This is a genomic window from Microbacterium karelineae, assembly GCF_009745985.1.
Lineage (GTDB): Bacteria > Actinomycetota > Actinomycetes > Actinomycetales > Microbacteriaceae > Microbacterium > Microbacterium karelineae.
On the sequence record NZ_WFIX01000177.1, the window covers coordinates 112,440 to 137,461 of the forward strand.

Consider the following 25,022-nt stretch of genomic DNA (forward strand, 5'->3'; position numbering starts at 1 on the left):
TACCGCGGCCGATCCCGGCCTCGTGGCTCGCCAGCTCAGCACACTCTTCGACGGCGCCAGTGCCCGCGTCGGTAACGGCGCCGACGACCTTGACGGGCTCTGCACACCATCACCGCGGCGACCTTGCTGGACGTAGCGCGCGTGCACTGAGGTTCACAACCTGGCCGCATGGCTCGGTCGTTGGCCAACCGTACTCGAGAGCGGCGCCGCGCTCGCTATTCAGCGCCGCTGGTGTGGGTTCGGCGTGGTGGCGATGGTCTGATGGCTCGCGAGGTCGGAACCGGTCAAGATCCCACCCCGACTCAGGAGGCGGCCACTTTCCCAGTTGGACAGCCCCAACTCGGGCTGAGAGAGCGCGTATTGGCCATCGGCCCAGCGCGTGAACCCGTCGCCGATGAAGGGGGCGTTGACCTCGAGCCGAACTCGCGCATGCGCCGCGGAATCCTCAGACACCAGCGAGACGACGAACTGCGGGCTGTACCTGTTGAACAGTGCGATCGCGTGTTCGAGATCGTCGACGACCGTGACTGTGAGTTCAGGAGTGCCCTCCCATTCCCACTCGACACCCAGATCCGACTCCGAGAGGATCGTGGTACGCGGCTCAGCGATGGTGCCCTCCGCACGGTGCACGTCGATCGCGCGGACAAACTCACTCGGCGGAACGAACTCTCGCGCGGAATCGGTCACATGCAGACGAGCCACACAGCCACGCTCTCCCGCCACCCGATCCGCCGCGGCGCTGACCACCGGAATCAGTTGCGCAGCCCGGGAACGAGGAACCGCGACGACGTTGACCGTGTTGCAGACCTTGCGGTCCAGCGAGTGCTCGACCACCAGCGACAGACGCTGGGCGTCGGCAGTCTCGTCTGCAAGAAGCCACGCACCACCAGTCCCGTGAGCGCTGAGGGGGATACCACTCTGCCGTGCCACGCTCCCCAGTTGGGCGACGGCGGGGCCGGACCCGCGAGCGACCGCAAGCGCCACGCGGGCGTCGCTGAAAAGCGCCCACCCGGCCGAACGGTCACGCGTCGGAATGAGGGAGATGGACCCCTCGGGCAGCCCCGCCTTCTCAAGCGCAGGGCGCAGCGCCAGAGAGTCGATCGCGAGCGCGGTGCCAAGCGCGTCGCCGCCGATGCGGAGCACAGCGGTGTTCCCTGTGGCCAGAACACCCGCGGCGTCGGCGAACACATTCGGTCGTCCCTCGAACACGAATCCGATCACGCCGAGGGGGGCTGCGAGGACACGCACGCTCCAGTCGCCGTGGTCGACCTGCGCGATCTCTTTTCCCCGGGGCGAGGACGACGAGATGCGGTCGGCCCAGTCGCGAAGACCCGCGATCATGTCGCGGCGCACAGGCTCGGAAAGGCCGAGGCGTGTAGTCGAGCGCCCGAGTGCGATTGCGCGGGAGATGTCCGCGGCGTTGGCCGCAGAAACTTGTGCCCAGACGCGCTCGTCCTCGATCGCGTCTGCGAAGCCGTGGTAGAAGCCCCTGATCCGCTCGTCGGGTGCCGCGCGCAGAGCGACTGCAGCGGCCACCGCGGCGTCGACGTGGGTGTCGACGAGCGCGCGCACCGCCGCGGGTATACGCAACAGAGCACCGGTGGACTGCACCACATGCAGATGGTCACCCGCCTGGAAAGCCTCGGCAAGATCCTCCGACACAGCCGTGAAGCGGTTTCCGCCGTAGGGAATGATTGCACCGGCGGTGAGGCGGGTCAGCTGGTTTCGAGTCACGATGTCTCCTCAGGAATCAGCGCGGCAGATGGGCGCGCGGGTCGGGCTGCGCGCACCAGGGATATGGACGCGAGAAGGGCGAGAGCGGACGTCGCCGTCGTCAACGCCGCGATGGCAATCCAAGTGGATGTCGCCGAGTGCAGCGCCGCGTCCCAGCGGAGGCTGTAGCCGGCGAGCGCCCCGGCGGGGAAAAGCATCGCCCACCATGACATACCAAATGGTGCACGCCGGTACGCAGGGATGAAGAAGGGTTGCACGACGACCAACAAGGCGATAATGCCTAGGAGCAGAACCTGCACGCTATCCACTCCCCCTCCCATATAGGTGAACCATGCGAGCGCTGCGGTAATGGGCGGGGTGGTCGTGACGGCCAGTGTCGGCGTGAGCGCTGCTGGCAGCGGCCCGCCGACGATGAGGCGCCCGGCGATGACGGTGCCGATGACGATCCAGCAGAAGGTACCCGCACCGAATGCGGCGAGGCTCGCGTCACGAAGGCCGACCGTGCCGAGCGCGGTGCTGGCGATGTACGGGCCCGCAATGACCGGCAGCGCGTAGCCCGGGTGAATGTCGGCCAGATTCAACTCTCCGCCGAGCCATCGGGCGAGGAGGTAGCCGCACAGGACGGTGAGCATCGCCGCCCACAGCAGGCACAACAGCACTGGCATCGGCGGAGACAACCAGGGTGCGTAATGGGCAGTGAGCAGAAGCGCGATAACCGGTACGTACGCAGGGAACGGTCCCGATGCCGGATGATCCAGGTCTGCCAGAAGGTGACTCCACCGCCGCGGGGTGAACGGGAACCGCATGACAAGCGTCAGTGCCCACAGGAGAGCGCTCGCAGCGAAAAGCAGCTCGCCGATCAGCGGAGACAGGGAAAAGGACCGGTCCGCAGCGATCCAGGCCGAGCCGGTTCCTGCGAGGCCGAGTGAGATCGCCAAGACCCCGAACGGGACAGGGGTCCGTTCTGTCTTCTGCCCCTTCCTACGCTGATGCATGAAGGTACCGGCTTCTGGGGGATGGTTGGAACTTCAAACTCACACCGATACTCTATTCCCCTGCCGGGTCGCACTGCGACGACACCGCCGCTCGGGCGCGTGAAGTCGGACGCCGTACGGCGCCTGTCCCTATCATGGGAGAATGAGCGGGTCCGGAAGAAGCGAGGGCATTCAGTCGTGTTCCGTCGCGCGAACCCTGGAGATCGTCGGAGAAAAGTGGTCGCTCCTCATCGTGCGGGAGCTGCTCCTCGGCCGTCATCGGTTCGCTCAGATCGTCGAGCGCACGGGAGCGCCGCGTGACGTGCTCACGACACGGTTGCGCAGACTCGAACAACGCGGCATCCTCCACCGGCGGCGCTACAGCGAACGTCCCGAACGCTTCGAGTACCACCTGACCGAACTCGGACGCTCCCTCGCGCCAGTGCTCGCTGTGCTGCGGCAATGGGGAGACGCTCACCTGTCCGGCCCCGAAGGTCCACCAGCGAGATTCGAGCACACCTGCGGTCACGCCCTGGATGTGGAAGTGGTGTGCGCGAACTGCGGAGGACTGGCGGCCTCGGACTTCATGACACAGACCATGGGCTGACACGGGTGGAGATGCCAAAGATCATCTGTCCAACGAGTTCGCCCTGTTGACGCCGACCGCTGCGACGATCCCCGCTATGCGGCGGTGGCGGCGCGCGAATTGTGGCATGCTTGGCGGGCGCGCGCCACGGCGACAAGTGTGCGCTGGGAGCGACAGTCTGGTGCACGGCTAGGTAACAGAGCGTCCCATCCGTGCGGCAGACCCCACTGGATGGTTGCTCAGGATTGAGACACGGCTGAACGTGTTGATCATGATGACCACCCATTCGACCGCTGCGAACAGTTCGTCGTCGAGGACGGAGCGTGCGGAGGAGAGTTCTGCGCGGGCGTCGTGCCCGAGGGGCAGGGCGGTCGCCGCTTCGGCGATGGCGAGGATGGCTGCCTCCTGCGTGGTGAACACCGAAGTCTCACGCCTTGCGGGCAGGACGTCGCGCCGTTGCTGCGACCTGCCCGCTATGCGTGCTAGGCGACCGTGACGATCAAGGCAGTAGGCGCAGCCGTTCATCTGGGTGATCCGCACTTTGACGAGCTCGTCCTCTTGCGGGGTGAGCCCTCGTTCTGCAGATTGCTGGTTGACGACGGAGGCGTATGCGGCGATCGCCTGCCGGACTTCAGGAAGGGACTTGTCGAGCTATGGCGGCGAGCAGATCCCAGTCGGCTGATGCTGCCCGCGAGACGGAACGATCCCGTCTTCCGGGTACCGTGCCACCATCGAACTTCCTCTTGTCCATTGCCGGCCTGGCCGGGATGGGGCCGGAGTCGCTCACAGGTTGATCATGTGTCCCATGAGGCCGTGGAAGCCTTCCTGCAGTGTCTCCGACAGGGTGGGGTGCGTGTGGACGTTGCGTGCGAGTTCTGCGGCTCCGAGCTGCCACTTCTGTGCCAGCGTGAGCTCGGGGAGCAGTTCGGAGACCTCGGTGCCGACCATGTGGGCGCCGAGCAGTTCGCCGGTGGTCGCATCGGCGAGGATCTTCACAAACCCGCTTGGGGCCCCTTGACCCTGCGCCTTGCCGTTGGCGACGAACGGGAACTTCGCCACGTGCACATCATGCCCCTCATCCCGAGCCTGCGCCTCGGTGAACCCGAATGACGCAACCTGCGGGTGGCTGAAGGTGACGCGCGGCATCATGCGGTAGTCGCCGAGCGGCATAGTGTCGGCCTCGGCGACCGTCTCGGCGGCAATGACCCCCTGCGCCTCGGCGACGTGAGCGAGTTGGAGTTTGCCGGTCACGTCGCCGATCGCATACAAGTGCGGGACACTGGTGCGCATGAAGTCGTCGATCTCAATGGCTCCGCGGCTGCTAAGCGTGACTCCTGTGCGCTCCAGCCCGTATCCGGTGACGTTCGGCGCGAAGCCGACGGACACCAGAACACGATCGGCGGTTGTCGTGCTCTGCTCGTCGTCGAGGGCGGAGTAAGCGACGACCACCGAGTCTCCGGAGTCCACAACCGACTCAACCGTCGTGGATGTCAGGATCCGGATGCCGTGTTTGGCGTACTGCCGGCTGACTTCCTGTGCTACCTCCGGATCCTCGTTCGGGAGGGGGCGCTCAAGAGCCTCGATGATCGTGACGTCCACGCCATAGCTGCGCATCAGGAAGGCGAACTCCATGCCGATCGCCCCGGCACCGATGATGACCAGGGAGCGCGGAAGGTCGCGAGAGAGGATCTGCGACTCGTAGGTGACGACGTTCCGACTCTGCGTGATGCCCGGTAGCAGCCGCGGGGTGGCGCCGGTGGCGATGATCGCGTCGTCGAAGGTGACGGCCTCCGTCCCGCCACCGTTAAGGAGGACAAGGAGGGACCGGTCGTCGATGAAGGTGCCGCGACCGTCGATCTCGGTGATGCTGCTCTTCCGCATAAGGAAGTGCACGCCCTTCGCCCGCCCGTCAGCAACGCGCCGGCTGCGATCGAACGCCGCGCCGTAGTCGAAACTGAGCTCCCCGCTCATGCCAAACAAGTCCGCATCGTGCGTGTACGTGTGAACAAGCTCCGCGTTCCGCAGCAGGGCTTTGGACGGGATGCAGCCGACATTGAGGCAGACGCCGCCCCAGTACTTCTCCTCGATCACGGCGACGGTCTTGCCGAGTTGTGCGGCGCGGATCGCAGCGACGTAGCCCCCAGGGCCGGCACCGAGGACGACGACGTCATAGTGCTGAGTCATGAGTCTTCGCCCTTCACTTCGCCAGCTGGTTGAGCTTGCGGATCTGGGCGTCGAAGACGGAGGCCGGGGCGAGTCGACGCAGCATCGTCGCCGCTTTGGCCGTGCGTCCGGCCGCGTAGCGCGCCTTAGGCGCCGGCGCAGTCACCGCGGTGAGGACCGTCTCGGCGACGACCTCCGGGGCGTCTGCGGTGCGCATCGCCTCCGCGATCACCTTCCGCGCCGTCTCACGCTGCTCCTCGTACGCGGGCAGCGGCGTCTCACCCCACTGCGTGTTCGACTCGAACCCGGTCCTCGTGTAACCGGGCTCCACGAGCGACACGCGTACGCCGTACCCGCGGACTTCATGGTCGATCGACTCGGAGTATCCCTCGAGGGCGAACTTCGTCGCCGCGTACACCGCCATGAATGGCGCCGGGATCAGGCCGAGAACGGATGAGATGTTGATGATCCGGCCGCGCCCGCCCTGACGCATGTGCGGCAGGACCGCATTGGTCATCCGGATCACTCCCATCACGTTCGCCTCGAACACTGACCGCACCTGCTCCAAGGACGTCTCCTCTGCCGCACCCGCCAGACCGGCGCCGGCGTTGTTGACCAGCACATCGATTCGCCCGAACTGCGCGATGACGTCGCTGACGAGGCCTCGCACCGATCTGTCATCGGTCACATCGAGTTCGGCGAACCCGGAGCCTCCCCCCGTCTCGCCGGCTTCACCGTTTCGGCTTGTACCCACGACGGTGAAGCCGGCTTCCCTGAGCGTGCGGGCCGTCGCCCGTCCGATACCCCCGCTTGCACCGGTCACGACCGCCACGCGGCGGCCACCGCCGGCTCGCCCGTTAGCTCGCTCGTTCATCGCTACTCCCGTCTCGACGTTCCCGTCAACGATTGAATTATGATCGTAAGGCAATCGTAGAGGCACGCCGACGACATGGCGCGAGGGACGTGAGGATCCCGCATCCAGGTAATAAGTCCCACTGACGTCGTCGCCGGCCCCCTGACGAAGGGAACACATCGTGCTCATCGCACAGCGCCCGGTACTCGCCGAGGAGAAAATCTCCGAGTTCCGCAGCCGGTTCGTCATCGAGCCGCTCGAGCCCGGATTCGGCTACACGATCGGAAACTCGCTGCGCCGCAGCCTTCTCTCCTCAATCCCTGGCGCCGCAGTGACGAGCATCCGCGCTGACGGCGTACTGCACGAGTTCCACACGCTCCCCGGCGTGAAGGAGGACGTCACGGAGATCATCCTCAACATCAAGCAGCTCGTCGTCTCGAGCGAACGTGACGAGCCCGTCGCGGCCTACCTGCGAAAGACGGGCGCAGGCGAGGTCACAGCGGCGGACATCACCGCCCCGGAGGGCGTGGAGTTCCACAACCCGGATCTGGTCATCGCAACGTTGAACTATGAAGCACGTCTAGAGCTCGAGCTGACGATCGAGCGTGGCCGCGGCTACGTCTCCTCCACGCAGAACCGCAACGACTACGCCGCGGCCGGGCAGATCCCGATCGACTCCATCTACTCACCCATCCTCAAGGTCGCGTACCGCGTCGAGGCGACGCGCGCAGGCGAGCGCACCGACTTCGACAAGCTCACGCTGGATGTCGAGACGAAGTCGTCGATCGCACCCCGCGACGCCGTCGCGTCGGCCGGCCGTACGCTTGTCGAGTTGTTCGGTCTCGCCCATGAGCTGAACGTTGAAGCCGAAGGCATCGAGATCGGCGCCGCGCCAGTAGCTGAGATGCCCGTGAACGAGCTCCCCCTGCCCATCGAGGACCTCGATCTGTCGGTCCGCTCACACAACAGCCTCAAGCGCCACGGCATCCACACCGTCGCTGATCTTGTCGCTCTCTCCGAGGCGCAACTTATGAGCATCCGCAACCTCGGACAGAAGTCGATCGACGAGGTCAAAGACAGACTCAGCTCCCTCGGCCTGTCCCTCAAGGACTCGATGACAGGCTTCGACCTTACCTACTTCTCAGATCGATGAAACTGACGGTGAGTCTGAGGGAGAAGTGCTGCACGGCCTCATCACGGATCCGCCTCCGAAACGGGGGGGGGCAGCCCTGACGTGCGATGCTGGAGGACTGATGGTGCGATACAGCAGCGAACATAAGCAAGCCACGCGGCAGCGCATCATCGAACGCGCTGGCCGTCGCTTCAAACGCGAAGGGATCGACCGAGCGGGCATCTCTGCCCTGATGTCGGATGCGGCACTGACCAACGGCGCGTTCTATAACCACTTCGACTCGAAGGAAGAGCTGGTCTGCGCCGTGCTCGCCGACCAGCTCCAGCGTCAGCGAGAAGCCTATGGGGCTGCACCGTTCACCCGTGAAGGCTTCGAGCAGTTCGCCCGCGCCTACCTCTCCCCCGAGCACCGCACCGATCATGAAGAGGGATGCCCCTCTGCCGCACTGCTCGACGACGTCATCCGCGGCGGCACCCCAGCGCGACACCGCTACACGACTGGCATGCTCGCGATCATCGATGACATCGCCGCCTTCATCCCCGCTGAAGATGCTCGCGCACGTGCCGCTAGTATCTTCGCGGCGATGACCGGAACCCTCCAGCTCTCGCGAGCAATCGACGATCCTGAGCTGGCCGCGACGATGCTCGACCACGGACTGTCCGGGGTGCTCGTACTCATTCGCCTCCACTGCGTCGCTGCTGACTCGACAAGGATCTAAGCGACGCGATCGTCGCAATTGGCGACCCCACACAGGCCGGCTGCGCCGAGCGACGGGTCTGCTGAACGAGTGGGTGACATCTGAGGTGGCGTGCCCGGAGGGCGTGCCTGGAAGGATGACACCATGCCCGCTCCCTTATCCTCAGCAGTTCCGCGACGACGTCGTGCGCGTTGCGGAGAATCGTGAGCCCGGCGTCACGATCGAGCAGATCGCGAAAGACTTCGGCGTTCACCCCATGACCCTGCAGAAGTGGCTCCAACGCGCCCGCATCGACCGCGGTGAGGAACACCCGACTACTGCGATGCCCTCAACAGAGCAGGCCGAGCAGCTGCGGGAGGCGAACAAGCGGATCCGTCTCCTCGAGCAGGAGAACGACGTCCTCCGCCGAGCGACGGCGTATGTGTCCCAGGCGCATCTGCCGGGAAAAGGCTCTACCCGCTCGTGAGAGAGCTCGCCGTCGACGAGATCCCCATCACGGTGACGTGCCGGATACTGAAGCTCGCTCGCCAGCCGTACTACCGCTGACTGAAGAGCCCGATCACCGAGGCTGAAATCACCGAGGCGTATCGCGCGAACGCGCTGTTCGACGCCCACCGGGACGATCCCGAGTTCGGGCACCGCTTCCTCGCCGACGAAGCCCGTAGCGCCGGGGAGGCGATGTCGGACCGGACGGCGTGGAAGATCACCTCGCAGAACGGCTGGTGGTCGGCGTTCGGGAAGAAGAAGGCCCGCGGGAAGGGCAAGAAGCCCGGCCCGCCCGTGCACGACGATCTCGTGCGGCGAGAGTTCGTCGCCGATGCGCCGAACCGACTGTGGCTGACGGACATCACCGAGCACAAGACCGGCGAGGGCAAGCTCTACCACTGCGCGACGGGGGACGCCTTCTCCGGCAAGATCGTCGGCTACTCGATCGACTCGAGGATGAAGTCCCGCCTGGTCGTGAACGCCATCGATAACGCGGTCGCGCTGCGCGGCGACGTCGCCGGCTGTGTCGTTCACAGCGATAGAGGCAGTCAGTTTCGCGCTCGGAAGACCGTGCGCGCGCTGGCCCGTCACAGCCTGGTCGGATCGATGGGCAGAGTCGGCGCGGCCGGCGACAACGCTGCGATGGAATCGTTCTTCAGCCTCCTGCAGAAGAATGTCCTCAACCGGCGTTCCTGGGCGACGCGCGAGGAACTGCGCATCGCGATCGTGACGTGGATCGAACGCACCTACCACCGCCGTAGGCGACAGGCCCGTCTGGGGACGTTGACACCGGTCGAGTTCGAGGCCACGATGAGACCGCCCATGGCCCTCGCGGCCTGACTCATCCGTTCAGCAGACCCTGGAGCAAGGCGCGGAGGTCGACATGGCGATGTATCTCCCCGCACCCCAGGACGGGACCCCAGGACCCGTATTCTGCACGTCTTCGAGCAACTCGAGGGACAGGCCAGCACGCCCGAGATCCTGAACTGTCAGTACCTGGCGACACAGATAGAGTTCAAGGATGCGCGCCCGCAGCGAGCCAGGCTGCCCGTCGCGTCAAGCAGGAGCCGAAGAACCTCTTGCGTGCCGAGGCCGCGGACAGCGGCGCACCCAATCCCGACCTCGTGGCTCGCGAACTCACCATGCTGTTCGACGGCGCAAGCGCGCGCCGGAATCGGAACGGACACGCTCGAATGGCTCTGCGGAGATGGCGCTCGAGCGGGCAGCCGTACGCTGACGCCGGCCAGCCACCGCCGCGCCCACCACCTCCCTGTCGGCGATCACTTCCGCATCGCGAATTGTATGCCGCGGTATGAGCTGGAGCAAAACCGGCTGGTTTCATCGACTCACCAGACACTTCCACGCGTTCGTTCAGCAGACTCAGAACGTCGACACGCCGAGGTTTGCACGCGGCACCGACGGTGGCTATCGTTCCCAAAACCGGTCGGTTTTATCATCCGGGACCGATTCCCAACAAGCATCCTGGAGATCAGATGGGCGCCGCCCCCACGCACCGTTTCGTCGATGTCAACGGCCTCCGACTGCATATCGTCGAACACGGCCAAGGGCCGCTGGTCGTGCTGCTGCATGGCTGGCCCGAGAGCTGGTACTCGTGGCGCCATCAGTTCGAACCACTGGCCGCCGCGGGCTATCGAGTCATCGCGTTCGATCAACGCGGTTACGCACGCAGTGAGCAGCCCCGTGACATCGGCGCCTACACACTGCTCCATCTGGTCGGCGATGCGATTTCACTGATCGAGAAGCTCGGCTACGACCGGGCCGTCGTCGTCGGGCACGACTGGGGCGCCCCCGTCGCGTGGACGGCGGCCATGATGCGGCCGGACAGAGTGCGGGCCGTTGCCGGGCTGAGCATTCCCCCGATCCTGCCTTCGGGGATGCTGCCCCCGTCCGTCACCGCCAGGCTCTACGGCGACAGGTTCTATCAGGTCTACTTCCAGCAGCCGGGGGTCGCCGATGCGGAGTTCGCCGCAGACCCGCCGAACTCCTTCCGCAGGATCCTGGTCGGCGCGTCGGGGGACAGTCCGCACTTCGTCCGCCCGGAGCCACTACTCGTTCCCGACCCGAGCCGCGGCCTGCTAGACGCCATGCCGCACCCGACGTCGCTCCCCCCGTGGCTCACCGAGGACGACATCCGAGCCTACGTCGGGGACTACGCACCGCACGGAGAGTCTGCCTTCAGCGGTGGCTTCAACTGGTACCGCAACCTCGAACGCAACAACGAACTGCTCGCGGTGTTCCGCGGCCGCACGATCGATGTCCCCGCCCTCTACGTGGTCGGCGACCGCGACATGGCGACCTCGTTGCGAGACGAAAGCGGACGTACGGTCGCCGACATGCTGAGCGACGCGTCCGGGGACCGCAACCCGCTCGCTTCGGTCGCGCCGCTGATGCGCGCGCCTGTCGTGCTGCGCGGCGCGGGGCACTGGACGCAGCAAGAGCGACCCGAAGACGTCAATGCGGCCCTCCTCGAATTCCTCGCAGAACTGCGGGACTGAGAAGGGACGCCCACGACCCCATGTGGAAAGAAGGAAAAGGAGCACGAGAATGACAGAGCCCAGCCCGATCCTCATCACCGGTGCTGCAGGAGAAATCGGCGGTGTGAGCAGAACGGTCGTCGATATGCTCATCGCCGCGGGACAACGCGTGCGGGCATTCGTCCGGCGCGACGACGAGCGGGCGCAGTCCCTGCGCGATGCTGGGGCGGAGGTCGTCGTCGGAGACCTGCTCGATATCGCCGATGTAAGCGCCGCCCTGGTGGGCGTTCGCCGGCTCTACTTCAGCATGGGACTCTCGCCCTACTACACAGACGCGGTCGGGCTGATGGCAGCGGCGGCACGCGAGCAGGGCGATCTCGAGGCGTTCGTCAGCATCTCCGAGTACGAGCAGTCATTCATGACCTTCGAGAAGATGACGGCGCCCGAACACGAACGACGGACACATCTCGGAGGCATCGTCACCGCATGGTCGCCCCAGCAGAGAGCACACTGGGTCGCCGAGCAGATGCTGAACTGGTCGGATCTCCCGGTCGTGCATCTGCGCGCGGCGTTCTTCGTCGAGAACCCCATCCTCACCTGGGTCGCGCTCGGCTCCCTCGCGGACGGCGAGCTGCGCCTGCCGTTCGGCCAGCACAGGTTGGCACCGATCGCCGCGTACGACGTGGCGGAGGCCTGCACGCGCATCCTGCTGGACCCCTCACCTCATATCTCGAAGGCATACGAGCTCACGGGCCCGGACTTCGTGGACATGCATGCGATCGCCGACGATTTCGCGACCGTCTTGGGCGGCGAGGTGAGGTATGTGCCCGAGGACGTCGAGGAGTGGAACACGAAGTACATCGATACCGCGCTCGGGCAGCAGCCTCATATCGCCGAACATCTCAAGACACTCACGCGCATCATCGGTCGCGGCGGCTACGGCACGATCACGCACCAGCTGCAGAACCTGCTCGGACGCGAACCGATGACCGTGCGGTGGGCGCTGGCGAATCACCCGCGTATCCAGGAACTCGCGGCGCGTTGAGTCGAACGCAACGGGCGTCCGCCTCACCCCGGGTCCCCCGGAGTGTCCACCGAATCGGTGCGCAGAGGTACCTCGTGCACGCCGGCGGCGTCCAGGAGCGCATCCACCGTCCGCGGGAGGATCCCGCGCAGATCGTCCACCTTCACCCCGCCGCGCGCGGCGGCTCCGTCGTAGATGAACATGAGCTGGCGAGAGAGGGCGCCCGGTTCGAGCGCACCGCCGCGTCGGGCTTCGTCCAAGAAGAACGCGGCGAGCTGATCCTTGATCCTGTCGGCCACCCGGCTCGCGGGATGCTGCGGATCCTTCAGCTCCACCTGCACGGCCAGGAACGGGCAGCCCCTGTACCCAGGACTCGCCGCATCTTTCTCCAACTGGGCGAAGACGTGGAGAATGCGCGCTCGTGGTGAGTCGAGATCGTCCGGCGGCAACAGTCGCGTCAGGTAGTCGGGGGCCCGCTCCTCCAGGCTTGCGGTCAGCAGCGCCTCCTTGCTCCCGAAGAGCTCGTACATCGACCGTTTCGAGACCCGGGCGGCCTTGGCCAGCGTCTGCACGCCCACTCCCACGCCCTCGCGATAGGTCAGGTCCGCCACCGCCGCAAGCAACCGCGTACGCGAGCCCTGTCCAGGGGCGAGTCGGACGACGTTCTCTTCGGAGCTCACGTCGGAAGGATAGCCGCACATCTCCTGAGGCAGCGCCAGTCCACTTTTCGTTCTGCACTCGGAGACAGCCGAAAGGAGTCCCGCACTCTTAACGACATCCCTCAGAGACACCATGCCGATCTGCTGGCCCGCCAACTGACAGGAATCACCGCGCGGGCCGACCTAACCCCATTGGAGCACACCTCTATGACCGACTACACCACCTCCACGATCTTCGTCATCGGCGGGACCGGCGCGCAGGGAATGCCCATCGTGCGCGCCCTGGTCGCGGACCAGAAGTATCACGTGAAGGTCCTCACCCGGGATCCGAATTCTGCCCGCGCCTTGGCCCTGCTGGCGCTGGGCAACGTGACCCTCATCGAGGGCACCTTCGCCGACGAGGAGGTGCTCCGCGCGGGGTTCCGGGAATCAGATGGCGCCTATGTGAACATCGACGGATTCAACACGGGCGAGAAGACGGAGACCTACTGGGCGATTCGCAGCTACGAGATCGCAATCGAGGAGGGGGTCCGGTTCTTCGTCTACGGGAACCTCGACTACGTGCTGAAGAAGTCGGGCTACGATTCCCGGTTCCGCACCGGCCACTACGACGGCAAGGGCCGGATGGCGGAGTGGGTCCTTTTCCAGAACCAGTCCAACCGCAACCGCATGGGCGCCGCGGTCTTCACCTCGGGCCCGTACGCCGAGATGACGATCTCGCCCGGCACCCCGATGACCCCTTCGGTCGAGGATGGCGTCGTGACATGGCGTGTCCCCCTGGGCGACGGCGCCGTGCCGCACGTCGCGCTCGAAGACTGCGGCTACTACGTGCGCTGGATCTTCGACAACCCCGACCGCTCCAACGGAATGGATCTCGAGGTCGCCATCGGGCACGTCACCTACGCCGAGCTGGCGAAGTCTTTCGAGACCGTCACCGGTCACCCGGCACGGTACATCGACACCGATCTCGAAACCTACTGGAGCGGACCGATCGGGGCGTTCGCCGAGCTTCCCGCCGGATACAACGCGGACCCTCGCGACAAGAGCACGATGTCCTTCGGGGACAACTTCACCGGCTTCTGGAACATGTGGAAGCACGGCGTCATCTCCCGCGATTACGCGCTCCTGGACGAGATCCACCCCGGGCGCATCCGCACCATTGAGGAGTGGCTGCGGCGGGAGGACGAGCTCGGCCGGGCACTCGGGAAGGGCAGCCTGTGGGAGAGGGTCCAGCCGGAGAACTGGACGCCCGAATCCGCCGTGCTCAAGGGCAGCGCTGACAACCGGACGGGCGCGCTGTGAGCGCCGCCTACCACGACACCGTGAGCGTCTGAACGGAACGGGAAGGTCTCCCCGGCCGGTGACGCCACTGTGCCACTGGCTCCGGGGAGGCCTTCTCGGATCGCTCTCGACGATGTAGGTCGGACTCTTACATCGCTCGCGCGTCATCTCCTCCACGGACCGCCGATGAGCGACTGCTCGCAGAGACCTGTTCGGATGTCGTGTGCCGGGCCAGCACAGGCGGGCGTCGATAGTGTGGTGGGCTGACAGGCAACAGCAGCGGATTCGGTATGCCCGGTCGCGGGGCCTCGATCGCGCTCGGCACGCCCCAGGCTATGGCGGCTGAGCCGAAGGCGATGGGACGCCGTCTGATCGAGCACGCGCTCATCCCGGCTGGCGCATTCACGATGGGCAATTCGTTCGGAGACCGCAATGCGGCGGACGGCGAGGCTCCGTTGCACCGCGTGGCGCTCGACGCGTTCCGGATCGACGCGACGACGGTGACGAACGCGCCCTTCGCGTGCTTCATCGTGGAGACCGGCGCTGCAGTATGTGTACCTGCTGGCGTTCGAAAATGCCATCACCGAGTCGCCCGCCTGGCGCGTGATGAGCGCCTACAACTCGGTCAACGGCGCGACCATGACGGAGAACGATCTGCTGGAGACGCCACTCAACAGCGAGTGGGGGCTTCGACGGCGTCGTGATCAGCGACTGGACCACCGTACGCAGCGTGGACCGTCCCCGTTCCTCGCAGGATCTCGTCATGCCCGGCCCCGACGGCCCGCGGGCGAGGCTCTCTTCGCGGTGGTGCGAGCCAGGGATGTTCCCGAAGACGACGTGGACCGCAAGGTGCTGCGCCTGCTCCGCCCGGCCGCCCGCGTCGGCGCGCTCGAAGGGATCCCCGCCGCTTCCCCTGCATAGGTGGATGTCGAGGACGGCCTCGCGTTCGCCCGCTCCGGGACCCAGACGGAGGCCTGCACACGCCTCCGGGCATCGCCGACGACGTCGCCCGGGCTCACGAAGTCGAACACATTCTCGTGCGGTGGGGCGACAGCCGCCCGCGTTTCTTCGTCGCGAGCACCGCGGGTCGCAGGGATGTCGGAGCGGCGGCAAGGCACCGCCCTGGAAACTCGACGGCGATGCAGACCACACAGGGTTCGTCGGCGGCGTGAAGATCTCGGCGAGCCGCTCTCGCGTTCCTCGATGCTCCTGTCGGTTCGGTGCGCACCGCGCTCACGCAGACGCCACACTCCGCGGATTCCGGAACACCATCCGCATCGCGCGGATGGTGTGCTCCTCGCGGATGGCTGCGGCCTCTTCCGGCGCGGAGTCGGCGGCGGTCCGAGTGGCCCCCACGCGGGCCGCTCCTGTGTAGATCAGCCGGCCGCCTCCTCGGGACGATCGGCCGCAGCGAACTCGGCTGCAGCAGGCCGGTATCCGGGGATGTACCGCTCGTCCGGACCGTTGTACGCCGACAGTGGGCGAATGAGCGAGTTCGATGACTGCTGCTCCAGGATGTGCGCCGTCCAGCCTGTCACGCGCGATGCGACGAACAGGGGCGTGAATGTGACGGTGTCGAAGCCGATGAGATTGTACGCCGGCCCTGACGGGTAGTCCAGGTTCGGGTATATCCCCTTGCGCTCAACGAACTCGCGTTCGAGCGCCCCATACAGCTCGGCGACGTCGGGGCGGTCGTAGTGCGCGATGAGCGTGTCGAGTGCCGCCTTCATGGTGGGCACACGAGAGTCGCCGCGCTTGTACACGCGGTGGCCGAATCCCATGATCTTGCGTTTCTCGGCGAGCGCGGCGTCGAGCCACGGCACGACGTTCTCGGCGGATCCGATCTCCTTCAGGATGTGCAGGACGGCCTCGTTTGCGCCGCCGTGCAGCGGGCCCTTCAGCGCGCCGATCGCGCCCACGACGGCGGAGTAGAGGTCACTCAGGGTTGAGGTGATGACGCGGGCGGTGAAGGTGGAGGCGTTGAAGGAGTGCTCGGCATATAGGATCATCGACCGGTTGAAAGCGTCGACGACGACGGGATCCGGCTCCTCGCCGAATGTCATCCAGAGGAAGTTCGCGGCGTAGTCGAGGTCGTCGCGCGGAGCGATGGGGCCGAGACCGCGGCGACGGCGCTGGCCGTAGGCAACGAGCGCAGGCAGGGCGGCGAAGAGCCGGATCGAGCGTTCGAGGTTCTGCTCGGGCGTGCCGACCGCGTCGAGTACGTTGTCGGCGCCGGCGGTGTCGATCGCCCCGAGCACGCTCACGGCGGTGCGCAGCTCGTCCATCGGGTGCGCCGAGACGGGCTGCAGATCGATGACCGCCTTCGCCTCGGGGGCCAGGGCGCGGTGGCGGCGCTCGGTTGTGCGCAGCTCGGCGAGCTCGTGTTCATCGGGGAGCTCGCCATGCCACAGCAAGTACGCCACGGCCTCGGATGACTGCGTCGCGGCGAGCCCCTGCACGGGGTACCCGCGGTACAGCAGTGAGTTCGTCTCGGGGTTGACCTTGGAGATCGCGGTCTCGTCGGCGATCACGCCCGCGAGCCCCTTCTTGATGTCGCTCATCACGTTCCTCACGTTCACCGGCGCACGTCGAAGTTGAACACCGACGTATCGAAGTAGTTGTAGCCCTCATAGTCGATCAGGTCGTACAGGTCGGCGCGGTGCTGCATCTGCCCCAGCTGCGAGGTGAGATGCCCCTCCTCCAGTAGAGTGTCCAGCGCCCGCTCGGCGGCGCCCATCGCCATCCGCAGCAGCGACACCGGCCAGATCACGATGTTCACGCCGACGTCACGCAGTTGGCCGATCGAGAACAGCTCGGACTTGCCGAACTCCGTCATGTTCGCGAGGATCGGCACGTCCACAGCGGCGCGGATCGCGGCGAACTCCTCGAGCGACCGCATCGCCTCGGGGAAGATCGCGTCCGCTCCGGCGTCGACCAGCGCCCTGGCACGGTCCGTGGCGGCGGCGAGATCATCGACCGCGCGGATGTCGGTTCGCGCCATGATCAGGAAGCTCTCGTCGCGCCTGGCGTCGACCGCGGCCCGGATGCGCTTGGTCGCGGTGGACTCGTCGACGACCGCCTTGCCGTCGAGGTGGCCGCAACGTTTGGGGTTGATCTGGTCCTCGATGTGGGCGCCGGCGAGTCCGGCGTCTTCGAGCGTCTGGATCGTGCGGGCGATGTTCATCGGCTCGCCGAAGCCGGTATCGGCGTCTATCAACGCCGGAAGGTCCGTCATCCGCGCGATCTGCCCGCCGCGCGCGGCGATCTCCGTCAGCGTCGTGAGGCCGATATCGGGAAGCCCCAGGTCGGCCGACAGCACGGCGCCGGAGACATACACGCCGTCGAAGGCCTTGCGCTCGATCAGCCGGGCCGACAGCGGGTTGAACGCCCCCGGAAGCCGGAGCAGTTCGCCGGAGGCGAGACGCTCGCGGAACAGGCGGCGCTTCTCGTGTGCGGGCACCTGGGAGTAGAGCATCAGAACAGTCCCTTCGGCGCGGAAACGGCGTCGGCGTCGCGCACCGTGAAGGTGAGCTGCGCCAATTCGCCCTGTCCCAGGTTGGGCAGACGCTGCGCGATGTCGAGGAAGCGTTCGATCTCCACGGGCTCGATCACGCCCTCGGCAAGCGTCCGGAACTTCCGGATGTAGTCTTCCCGCACGAAAGGACGGGTCCCGAGCGGATGCGCATCGGCCACGGCGATCTCATCGACGAACCTCTCTCCGTTACGGAACTCGACCTCGATCGCGCCCCCGAACGCCTTCTCTGCAGGGTCGTTCGAGTGGTAGCGGCGCGTCCACTCCGGGTCCTCGAGGGTCGTGACCTTGTGCCACAGCGCCACCGTGTCGGGTCGCGCGGCGCGGGTCGGCAGGTAAGAGGCATCGTGGTCGAACATGCCGTCCTGCAGCGCGACCGTGAAGATGTACGGGATCGAGTGATCGAGCGTCTCGCGCGACGCGGTCGGGTCGTACTTCTGCGGATCGTTCGCGCCGGACCCGATCACGTGGTGCGTGTGGTGCGACGTCTTCAACACGATCCGCTCCACCTTCTCGGGGTCACCAATCTCCGGGCGCTGCGCGTGAAGCTTCCGCGCCAGGTCGATCCACGCCTGCGCCTGATACTCGGCCGAGTGCTCCTTCGTGTACGAGTCCAGAATCGCGCGCTTGGGCTCGCCCGGAGCGGGCAACGACACCTCATAGCGGCCCTCCGGACCGCCCAGGAGCCAGGCGATCACGCCGTCCTCGCCCTCGTAGATCGGCGACGGGCTCGTCTGCCCTCGCATCGCCCGGTCGACGGCTTCCACCGCCATCTTCCCCGCGAACGCGGGGGCGTGAGCCTTCCACGACGAGATCTCCCCCTTCCTCGACTGCCGTGTGGCGGTCGTGGTGTGCAGTGCTTGACCGACCGCCTGGAAGATCGTCTCGACATTGAGACCGAGGAGCGTACCGATGCCGGCCGCGGCGCTCGGGCCGAGGTGCGCGACGTGGTCGATCTTGTGACGGTGCAGGCTGATGGCACGCACGAGGTCCATCTGGATCTCGTAGCCCGTCGCGATACCGCGCATCAGGTCCCGGCCTGTGAGCCCGCGCTCAGCGGCGTGTTGCGCGACAGCGACGATCGGTGGGATGTTGTCCCCCGGGTGCGAGTACTCCGCGGCGAGGAAGGTGTCGTGATAGTCGAGCTCGCGCACCGCGACGCCGTTCGCCCATGCCGCCCACTCGGGACTCACGCACCTCGCTCCCTCGACCCCGAACACCGTCGCACCGACTCCTCCTACCGACGCAGGGTGGGCCAGCGCCTGCGAGCGCGCCGACATCGGCGCCGAACGCGCGTAGGAGGCGGCCGCGACGGCAGCGTTATCGATCACACGGTTGACGATCATGTCGGTCGCCTCTGAGGTCACGTCGACGGGGTCGGCGGCGACCTCGGCGATCTTCCACGCGAGATGCTCAGCGCGAGGCAGGTCCTCGGCGGAACTGTGGGCGCGGACAGTATGTGTCTTCACTAGTGGATCCTTTTCCGGGAGCGGTGGTCGGCGAGGGACGGGGGCGCGTCTGCCGGCGGCACATTCAGGGATTTCGTGATGCTGGCAAGGCTTCGATGCAGGTGCAGCTCGGTCGCGTAGGCGGCCATCGTCTCGGATCCCTCGATGATCGCGTCGATGATCATCAGATGCTCCTGGGTGGCGCTGCTCAACCGTTCTGCGTCGTCGCTCGACAGGCGACGGATGCGCGCCATGTGCGCGCGGACCCCGCGCAGCGCAGCGATCAGAAAGGGGTTCGCCGCGGCTTCGTCGATGGCCGCATCCATCCGCGACGTCTGTTCGTAGAACGCCCGACGTGAGGGGTCGACCGCGAGCATCTCTCCGGATCGGCGGATTTCGTCACGCAGGTCCTCGAATCGAGCGCGGTCCCGGTGGAGCGCCGCGAGACGAGCCGCCTTGACCTCCAATGCCTCCCGGATCTCGAAGAGCTCGGTGACATCCTGCGGCGAGAGTTCCGAGACGATCAGTCCGCGCGCGCCCTTCAACGTCACGAGACCATCGCTTTGCAGGCGCCCCAACGCCTCCCGCAGCGGCGTGCGCGAGACGCCGAGCCTCGCGGATTGCTCGATCTCAGCGAGAGGGACCCCGGGCTCCAGGATGCCCTCGAGGATCTCCTCGCGGAGGACCTCATAGACGCGGTCGCTGGTCCTCACCGCAGCCCCTCTCTATGTATACAGCGATTGTGCTTTTTGCTACCCTGGTCGCTGTTCATCACATTATTGTACACATAGCTCTGGATATTGCAATCGGAACGGGTGGAAGGGAAGCACGAACGCCAGCGCGGCCGACACATGCTCCGAACGCTGTGGCGGCCGCGTCGGCCATCGCACCCCGAGGACAGGACAGCTGCGACTGCCGTCGAATGAGCGGCAGTGTGAGGCGGCTGAGGGTAGCGCCGCCGTGATGGATGCGGTTGGCTGCGCCGATCAAGTCGTCGATCGACTCCTTCGAGATGTCTCCGCCGGTGTTGGTGTTGGTGTTGCGGTCGTCGCGGGGGAAGTTGCAGCTGGAGACGTCTAGGGCTTGTCTCATCAACACTGGTGGGACCAGGCGATCACCGCGTTGAGGACCACCGCGGCGCGGAACACGACCGCGAGCTTGTCATAGCGCGTCGCGAGGCCCCGCCACTGCTTGACATCGACCGGGACACCCTCGCCCGGCAGCAGAAGAAGACGAACACCCGACTCGCGCAAGTCGACCGCGACCTCGCCGCGCTCCGCACCGATGACGCCGACCTCGAACAACGCCTGAAGAACGCGCTCGAGCTCCTGCACGACGCCCACGCGCGCTGAATGGAGGCCGGCGCCCCGTCACGCGAACGACTCAACGCCGCGATCTTCCAGAGAATCACCCTCGGCGCCGACCCCGACGAGATCGACATCACACTGAACGACGACTTCGCTGCGCTCGCACAGGAAGAGCCTCCAGAAACGAGTTGAGGACCCACCCAGGCGGGCAGGTCCTCAACTCGTACAGCGTGCGTGAAGCGGTACATCCTGCGCTTTCGATAAGCGCAAGTTGGTGGAGCTAAGGGGATTCGAACCCCTGACCTTCTCATTGCGAACGAGACGCGCTACCAACTGCGCCATAGCCCCTAACAACCCGATCGACTTTACCAGAGCCCGCGGCGGGCAGGAAATCGGGGCTCAGCTGGCGGCGCGTCGCGCCAGGAGCTCACGCACGTGCTGCTCGATCTCGGCGTCGTCGGCCGCGCGCGACGGGATCGGAGCGGGCTGCTGCCGCGCGACGAGGCGCGCCCGAGCGGCCTCCTCGCGAGCCGCCTGCTGGAGCCGATCGCGCGCGCTGGCCGCGGCCACCTGGCTCGCCGCGCGGGATCCGGCGGTCGCCGTGAGCGGAGCGGGAAGGCGGCGAGGCGTCCACCCGCGGTCGGCGGGATCGATGATCTGCGACTGCGAGCGCGTAGGCTCCGCCTGCACGGGCGCCGCCTCGGCCACCGGCCGCTGCGCCCGCGACGCGACGGAGGCCATCCGCCGCAGCGTGGCGAGGCCCGCGACGAGCGCGGCGCCGCCGACCGCGAGCCAGGCCCACTGGCCCGTCGCCGCGAGCTGCCACGCCCCGAGGCCCACCGCTGCGAGGCCGATGAACGCGAGCGACGTCGCGACGAGGCGCGCACGGCGGCGCGCCTGCGCCTGCCGCACCCTCGGATCCGCCCGCAGCGCGGCGAGACGCGCACGACGCTCCTCCGACGCGATCGCCCGCTCGAGGCGCTCGGCCTCGGCATCGCTCCGCGTGCGCTCGAGCTTCGCCTCGACCTCGCGGCGCCGGCGTTCGACCTCTGCGCGGTCGTACTCCTCGCGCAGCCGATCGTCCTCGGCCTCGAGTCGCCGCACGAGGCGGTGCTGCTTCGCGGCCTCCCGGCGGGACAGCTCGACGCGCACCTCCCCCGGCGTCTCGCTCGACTCGGCGAGCACGCGCAGCGCCTGATTGAGGCGCACCGCGTTGCGTTCGGCGGCGTTGTACCGCATCTTCGTCTGCCAGGTGGGCAGCAGGTAGACGAGCCAGAGCACGGCGATCACCAGCGCGATCGCGCCTCCCCCGAGAATCTGCCCACCCATGCGGTAAACCGTAGGCGACGCGTGGCCGCGATCCGCGGATCCCCCCGCGTGTCGCCGCGGGTCAGCGGATCGCGGCCGCCTCGCGGCGCTTCGCCTGCGCCGCCTGCAGGTGGCGCACGCCGCTGAACACGACGACGATCGCGAGCAGGACGTAGAGCACGATCGGCAGAGGCGACGCCACGAGCGCGACGGGATCCCCCTCGGAGATCGCGAGCGCACGCCGCAGCTGCACCTCCGCCACGGGGCCGAGGATCGCCGCGATCAGCACGGGCGCGATCGGGATCGAGAACCGCCGCATGATGAATCCGACGACGCCGATGCCGAGCGCGACCCACATGTCGAAGGTGCGCGAGGCGACGGCGTACACGCCCAACATCGCGAGCACCGTGATCCCGGCGTACAGGTAGTGTCGCGGCACGAGCAGCAGCTTCGCCCACACGGCCGCGAACGGCAGGTTGATGATCAGCAGGATGACGAGGCCGACGAAGAAGCTCGCCAGCAGCGGCCACACGAGGTCCGCGTTGCGCTCGAACAGCAGCGGACCCGGCTGCATGCCGTACTGCTGGAAAGCCGCGATCATCATGGCCGCGGTCGCCGAGGTCGGGATCCCGAGGGCGAGCAGCGCGCCCATCGCGGTTCCCGCCGTCGCGTTGCCGGCCGCCTCGGGGGCGGCGACGCCCTGGATCGCGCCGCGTCCGCCGAAATCGGGATCCTTGCGGCGGCGCGCGAGGCGCTTCTCGGTGCCGTAGGCGAGGAAGGTGGGGACCTCGGATCCGCCGACGGGGATCACGCCGAACGGCACGCCGAACGACGTGCCACGGAGGAACGCCGGGATCACCTTGCGCCAATCGGAGCGCCCGAGGAACGGCGATCCCTTCGAGTCGATGATCTTTCCCGGCCCTCCCCCTGTGCGGATGTAGGCGCCGACATGCAGCACCTCGCCGAGGGCGAGCAGCCCCACCGTGAGGACGATGATCGAGACGCCGTCGAACACCTGCGGAATCCCGCCCGTGAAGCGCTCGGCGCCGCTGACGCCGTCGATGCCGACGAGCGAGATCGCGAACCCGAGCCCGAGCGCGACGAGGCCGCGCACGATCGAATCGGCGACGACCGACGAGATCGCGACGAACGCGACGACCGTGAGGGCGAAGTACTCGGCCGGTCCGAACACCCGCGCCAGGTCGGCGATGAACGGCGAGAAGAACACCACGAGCGTGCAGGCGATGGTGCCGCCGACGAACGCGCCGATCGCGGCCGTCCCGAGCGCCTTCGCGGCCTGCCCCGATTTCGCCATCCGATGCCCCTCGAACGACGTCGCGATGGCGGACGAGTTCCCTGGGGTGTTCAGGAGGATGCCCGCCGTCGAGTCGCCGAACAGACCGCCGAAGTAGATGCTCGCGAACATGATGAACGCGCCCGTGGGATCGAGGCTGAACGTCACGGGCAGCAGCAGCGCGACCGCCATAGCCGAGCCGAGCCCCGGAAGCACGCCGACGGCGGTCCCGAGGATCGCGCCGATGACGAGGAAGAGGAGGTTCGACGGCGCGAATGCGACCGCGAAGCCGTCGCCGAGGCTGATCAGCTGATCCATGACAGGGCTCCTTCCAGGATGCCGGCGGGCAGCGTCAGCCCGAGTCCGGCGGCGAACGCGAGCTCTGTGAGGGCGCCCATGAGCGCCGCGATCGCGATGTCGAACAGCGGACGCCGGCTGCCGAAGGCCCAGGCGAGCACCCAGAAGAGCGCCGATGCCGAGATCAGCCAGCCGAGGAACGGCAGCACGAGGATGAACGCGGCGAGCGCCGCGACCGAGATGCCGAGGGTGCGCCAGTCGACCGAGACCTCATTCGACTTCTCGGGCGCGGATTCCTCGGGCGAGACGACGCGGATCTCCGAGGTGCGGTCGAGCGACCCGATCTCGGCGAGCATCTCGTCCGAGATCTCGGCGGGATCCTCGGCGACGTGCCCGCGGCGGCCGCCGGCGAGCACCTCGATGGCGAGGCCGATGCCGACGGCGTAGAGGAGGATCGTCACGATCGTCGGGAAGAACTGCGGCCCGGGAGGCGATGCGCCGTCCGGCACCGTCATCGTCACGGTGCCGATCGTCATGACGACGGCCAGCGCGATCACGCCCGCCGCGACGAACAGCTCGCTGCGGCCCGTGTACCAGCGCGGCACGCGCTGCGCGCGGAGGGTCGATGTGGTGGGTGCGTCCGAAGCGCTCACAGTCCCAGCTCCTTCACGATCTCGGTGGTCGTCGCGATCTCGTCGCGCAGGAAGTCGTCGAGCTCGGTGCCCGACATGAAGCTGTCGGTCCAGCCGTTGCGGGCGAGGGTGTCCTGCCACTCGGGCGTCGCCCGCATCTCGTCGAGCATCGCGACGAGCTCGTCGTGGACCTCGTCGGAGATCCCGGGCGGGGCGACGTAGCCGCGCCAGTTCGCCATGGCGATGTCGAGGCCCGCCTCGCGGAAGGTGGGGATGTCGAGCCCGTCGATGCGCTCCTCCGACGAGATCGCGAGCGCCCGCAGGTTTCCGGACTCGATCTGGTCGCGGAACTCGTTGAATCCCGACAGGCCCGCGGTGGTCGTGTGCGACAGCAGCGAGGTGACGACCTCGCCGCCGCCCGCGTAGGCGAGGTAGTTGGCGTCGCTCGGCTCGATTCCGGATGCCTGCGCCATGAGCCCCGAGAGCACGTGGTCGATGCCGCCGAGGGATCCGCCCGCGATCGCCGTGCCGCCGGGATCCTCGGTGAACGCCTCGAGGAAGTCGTCGAGCGTCTCGAACTCCGAATCGCCGGGCACGACGAGCACGTTGTAGTCGTCGGCGACGCGGGCGATCGGCGTGACGTCGTCGAGCGTGACGGCGCTGTCGCCGACGATGATGCCGCCGACCATGACGCCGCCCGTCACGAGGAGGAGGTCCTCGCGGCCCTGCATGCCGGCGACCTGCGACAGGCCGATCGTGCCGGCGGCGCCGGGGATGTTCACGACCTGCGCGTTGCCGGTGATGCCGTTGCCGCGCAGCGCCTGCTGCGATTCGCGGGCGAAGGCGTCCCACCCGCCGCCCGGGTCGGCGGGGGCGACGAGCGTGATCTTGCTGCGGGGGCCGCCCTCTCCGCCCGTCTGGCTCGAGTGCACGGCCGCGACGAGGAAGACGATCACGGCCGCGATCGAGATGATGGTCGTGGTGATGCGTGCTCGCACGTGTTCCTCCGGGAGACGTCGTCGTGTCCGGTGCTGTCCGGCGGTCGCTGCCGGTAGTGACAGAGTGGCACCGCATCGCGCGCGGCGACACCCACGTCTGGATTACGATCATTGATGCTCAC

The 25,022-nt window shown here is 67.1% G+C and carries 22 protein-coding genes, 1 tRNA gene and 3 pseudogenes; 10 read left to right on the top strand and 16 right to left on the bottom strand.

Annotation, left to right across the window (positions count from 1 at the left end):
* Positions 1–219: 219 nt before the first annotated feature.
* Together GB932_RS06680 and GB932_RS06685 are read right to left on the bottom strand one after the other, a co-directional pair.
* Complete coding sequence (locus GB932_RS06680) at positions 220–1,734, bottom strand: aldehyde dehydrogenase family protein (RefSeq protein ID WP_156759913.1); 1,515 nt, start codon at positions 1,732–1,734, stop codon at positions 220–222.
* Entirely contained in the window at positions 1,731–2,672 is a 942-nt protein-coding gene (locus tag GB932_RS06685; protein ID WP_197517355.1) for an SLAC1 family transporter, read from the bottom strand. The genes GB932_RS06680 and GB932_RS06685 overlap by 4 nt, the downstream gene beginning before the upstream one ends.
* Before the next feature lie 199 nt (positions 2,673–2,871).
* Between GB932_RS06685 and GB932_RS06690 the strand changes: the two genes are divergently transcribed.
* Positions 2,872–3,315 (top strand): winged helix-turn-helix transcriptional regulator, encoded by a 444-nt coding sequence (locus GB932_RS06690; RefSeq protein ID WP_156759915.1) that lies wholly within the window; start codon positions 2,872–2,874, stop codon positions 3,313–3,315.
* 168 nt (positions 3,316–3,483) lie between these two features.
* Here GB932_RS06690 and GB932_RS19590 read toward each other — a convergent pair.
* The 3 genes and pseudogenes from GB932_RS19590 to GB932_RS06705 form a co-directional block, all read right to left on the bottom strand.
* Positions 3,484–3,918 (bottom strand): annotated as a pseudogene (locus GB932_RS19590) (carboxymuconolactone decarboxylase family protein); the annotation flags it as partial.
* Positions 3,919–4,077: 159 nt separating this feature from the next.
* Positions 4,078–5,478, bottom strand: a complete 1,401-nt coding sequence (gene lpdA, locus GB932_RS06700; protein ID WP_156759916.1) for a dihydrolipoyl dehydrogenase — start codon at positions 5,476–5,478, stop codon at positions 4,078–4,080.
* A gap of 13 nt (positions 5,479–5,491) precedes the next feature.
* The gene (locus GB932_RS06705) at positions 5,492–6,331 is read right to left on the bottom strand and encodes an oxidoreductase (RefSeq protein WP_156759917.1); all 840 of its coding nucleotides are present in this window, start codon (positions 6,329–6,331) and stop codon (positions 5,492–5,494) included.
* Positions 6,332–6,491: 160 nt separating this feature from the next.
* On the opposite strand from GB932_RS06705, the gene GB932_RS06710 reads away from it, so the two are divergent.
* From GB932_RS06710 to GB932_RS06730, 5 genes and pseudogenes are all read left to right on the top strand, one after another.
* Complete coding sequence (locus GB932_RS06710; RefSeq protein ID WP_156759918.1) at positions 6,492–7,463, top strand: DNA-directed RNA polymerase subunit alpha; 972 nt, start codon at positions 6,492–6,494, stop codon at positions 7,461–7,463.
* Between the two features lie 100 nt (positions 7,464–7,563).
* Positions 7,564–8,160, top strand: coding sequence for a TetR/AcrR family transcriptional regulator (locus GB932_RS06715; protein WP_156759919.1), 597 nt, complete (start codon positions 7,564–7,566; stop codon positions 8,158–8,160).
* 115 nt (positions 8,161–8,275) lie between these two features.
* Positions 8,276–9,465, top strand: a pseudogene (locus GB932_RS06720) (IS3 family transposase).
* Positions 9,466–10,118: 653 nt separating this feature from the next.
* The gene (locus GB932_RS06725; protein ID WP_156759920.1) at positions 10,119–11,141 is read left to right on the top strand and encodes an alpha/beta fold hydrolase; all 1,023 of its coding nucleotides are present in this window, start codon (positions 10,119–10,121) and stop codon (positions 11,139–11,141) included.
* 49 nt (positions 11,142–11,190) lie between these two features.
* Positions 11,191–12,165, top strand: coding sequence for an NmrA family NAD(P)-binding protein (locus GB932_RS06730; RefSeq protein ID WP_197517356.1), 975 nt, complete (start codon positions 11,191–11,193; stop codon positions 12,163–12,165).
* Between the two features lie 23 nt (positions 12,166–12,188).
* Here the strand turns inward: GB932_RS06730 and GB932_RS06735 are convergent, their stop codons facing one another.
* Positions 12,189–12,824, bottom strand: a complete 636-nt coding sequence (locus tag GB932_RS06735; protein WP_197517357.1) for a TetR/AcrR family transcriptional regulator — start codon at positions 12,822–12,824, stop codon at positions 12,189–12,191.
* Positions 12,825–13,010: 186 nt separating this feature from the next.
* Between GB932_RS06735 and GB932_RS06740 the strand changes: the two genes are divergently transcribed.
* The 3 genes and pseudogenes from GB932_RS06740 (at position 13,011) to GB932_RS19405 (ending at position 15,005) form a co-directional block, all read left to right on the top strand.
* On the top strand, positions 13,011–14,105 hold the full coding sequence (locus GB932_RS06740; RefSeq protein ID WP_156759922.1) for an NmrA family NAD(P)-binding protein: 1,095 nt from the start codon (positions 13,011–13,013) through the stop codon (positions 14,103–14,105).
* A 269-nt stretch (positions 14,106–14,374) separates the two neighbouring features.
* Positions 14,375–14,626, top strand: a pseudogene (locus tag GB932_RS22605) (SUMF1/EgtB/PvdO family nonheme iron enzyme); the annotation flags it as partial.
* Positions 14,627–14,636: 10 nt separating this feature from the next.
* A complete protein-coding gene (locus GB932_RS19405; protein WP_306769941.1) occupies positions 14,637–15,005 on the top strand; it encodes a glycoside hydrolase family 3 protein in 369 nt (122 codons plus the stop codon).
* A 455-nt stretch (positions 15,006–15,460) separates the two neighbouring features.
* Here GB932_RS19405 and GB932_RS06750 read toward each other — a convergent pair whose 3' ends face one another.
* From GB932_RS06750 to GB932_RS21665, 5 genes are all read right to left on the bottom strand, one after another.
* Positions 15,461–16,645, bottom strand: a complete 1,185-nt coding sequence (locus GB932_RS06750; RefSeq protein WP_156759924.1) for a bifunctional 2-methylcitrate synthase/citrate synthase — start codon at positions 16,643–16,645, stop codon at positions 15,461–15,463.
* Positions 16,646–16,659: 14 nt separating this feature from the next.
* Positions 16,660–17,559: a methylisocitrate lyase gene (prpB, locus tag GB932_RS06755; RefSeq protein WP_156759925.1), complete on the bottom strand. Its 900-nt coding sequence runs from the start codon at positions 17,557–17,559 to the stop codon at positions 16,660–16,662.
* Positions 17,559–19,085 carry an MmgE/PrpD family protein gene (locus GB932_RS06760; protein ID WP_156759926.1) on the bottom strand — a complete coding sequence of 509 codons (1,527 nt, stop codon included), beginning with the start codon at positions 19,083–19,085 and terminating at the stop codon, positions 17,559–17,561. Before GB932_RS06760 ends, prpB begins: the two co-directional genes overlap by 1 nt.
* Positions 19,085–19,777, bottom strand: a complete 693-nt coding sequence (locus tag GB932_RS06765; protein ID WP_156759927.1) for a GntR family transcriptional regulator — start codon at positions 19,775–19,777, stop codon at positions 19,085–19,087. The genes GB932_RS06760 and GB932_RS06765 overlap by 1 nt, the downstream gene beginning before the upstream one ends.
* A gap of 378 nt (positions 19,778–20,155) precedes the next feature.
* A complete protein-coding gene (locus GB932_RS21665; protein WP_438616701.1) occupies positions 20,156–20,407 on the bottom strand; it encodes a hypothetical protein in 252 nt (83 codons plus the stop codon).
* Between the two features lie 9 nt (positions 20,408–20,416).
* Between GB932_RS21665 and GB932_RS06775 the strand changes: the two genes are divergently transcribed.
* Entirely contained in the window at positions 20,417–20,563 is a 147-nt protein-coding gene (locus GB932_RS06775) for a hypothetical protein (protein WP_156759928.1), read from the top strand.
* Between the two features lie 80 nt (positions 20,564–20,643).
* Here the strand turns inward: GB932_RS06775 and GB932_RS06780 are convergent.
* From GB932_RS06780 to GB932_RS06800, 5 genes are all read right to left on the bottom strand, one after another.
* Positions 20,644–20,719, bottom strand: a tRNA-Ala gene (locus GB932_RS06780).
* 51 nt (positions 20,720–20,770) lie between these two features.
* The gene (locus GB932_RS06785) at positions 20,771–21,700 is read right to left on the bottom strand and encodes a large exoprotein (protein ID WP_156759929.1); all 930 of its coding nucleotides are present in this window, start codon (positions 21,698–21,700) and stop codon (positions 20,771–20,773) included.
* Positions 21,701–21,761: 61 nt separating this feature from the next.
* A complete protein-coding gene (locus GB932_RS06790; RefSeq protein WP_156759930.1) occupies positions 21,762–23,291 on the bottom strand; it encodes a tripartite tricarboxylate transporter permease in 1,530 nt (509 codons plus the stop codon).
* Positions 23,279–23,923, bottom strand: a complete 645-nt coding sequence (locus tag GB932_RS06795) for a tripartite tricarboxylate transporter TctB family protein (RefSeq protein WP_156759931.1) — start codon at positions 23,921–23,923, stop codon at positions 23,279–23,281. Before GB932_RS06795 ends, GB932_RS06790 begins: the two co-directional genes overlap by 13 nt.
* Positions 23,920–24,900 carry a Bug family tripartite tricarboxylate transporter substrate binding protein gene (locus tag GB932_RS06800; RefSeq protein ID WP_231916043.1) on the bottom strand — a complete coding sequence of 327 codons (981 nt, stop codon included), beginning with the start codon at positions 24,898–24,900 and terminating at the stop codon, positions 23,920–23,922. The genes GB932_RS06795 and GB932_RS06800 overlap by 4 nt, the downstream gene beginning before the upstream one ends.
* Positions 24,901–25,022: the final 122 nt, after the last annotated feature.

What these genes read in the sequence shown, in the direction of transcription:
- GB932_RS06725 (WP_156759920.1), top strand. Translation starts at nt 10,119, where the DNA reads ATGGGCGCCGCCCCCACGCACCGTTTCGTCGATGTCAACGGCCTCCGA.
- lpdA (WP_156759916.1), bottom strand. Translation starts at nt 5,478, where the DNA reads ATGACTCAGCACTATGACGTCGTCGTCCTCGGTGCCGGCCCTGGGGGC.
- GB932_RS06740 (WP_156759922.1), top strand. Translation starts at nt 13,011, where the DNA reads ATGACCGACTACACCACCTCCACGATCTTCGTCATCGGCGGGACCGGC.
- GB932_RS06790 (WP_156759930.1), bottom strand. Translation starts at nt 23,291, where the DNA reads ATGGATCAGCTGATCAGCCTCGGCGACGGCTTCGCGGTCGCATTCGCG.
- GB932_RS06690 (WP_156759915.1), top strand. Translation starts at nt 2,872, where the DNA reads ATGAGCGGGTCCGGAAGAAGCGAGGGCATTCAGTCGTGTTCCGTCGCG.
- GB932_RS06750 (WP_156759924.1), bottom strand. Translation starts at nt 16,645, where the DNA reads ATGAGCGACATCAAGAAGGGGCTCGCGGGCGTGATCGCCGACGAGACC.
- prpB (WP_156759925.1), bottom strand. Translation starts at nt 17,559, where the DNA reads ATGCTCTACTCCCAGGTGCCCGCACACGAGAAGCGCCGCCTGTTCCGC.
- GB932_RS06730 (WP_197517356.1), top strand. Translation starts at nt 11,191, where the DNA reads ATGACAGAGCCCAGCCCGATCCTCATCACCGGTGCTGCAGGAGAAATC.
- GB932_RS06715 (WP_156759919.1), top strand. Translation starts at nt 7,564, where the DNA reads ATGGTGCGATACAGCAGCGAACATAAGCAAGCCACGCGGCAGCGCATC.
- GB932_RS06775 (WP_156759928.1), top strand. Translation starts at nt 20,417, where the DNA reads ATGGAGGCCGGCGCCCCGTCACGCGAACGACTCAACGCCGCGATCTTC.
- GB932_RS06705 (WP_156759917.1), bottom strand. Translation starts at nt 6,331, where the DNA reads ATGAACGAGCGAGCTAACGGGCGAGCCGGCGGTGGCCGCCGCGTGGCG.
- GB932_RS06785 (WP_156759929.1), bottom strand. Translation starts at nt 21,700, where the DNA reads ATGGGTGGGCAGATTCTCGGGGGAGGCGCGATCGCGCTGGTGATCGCC.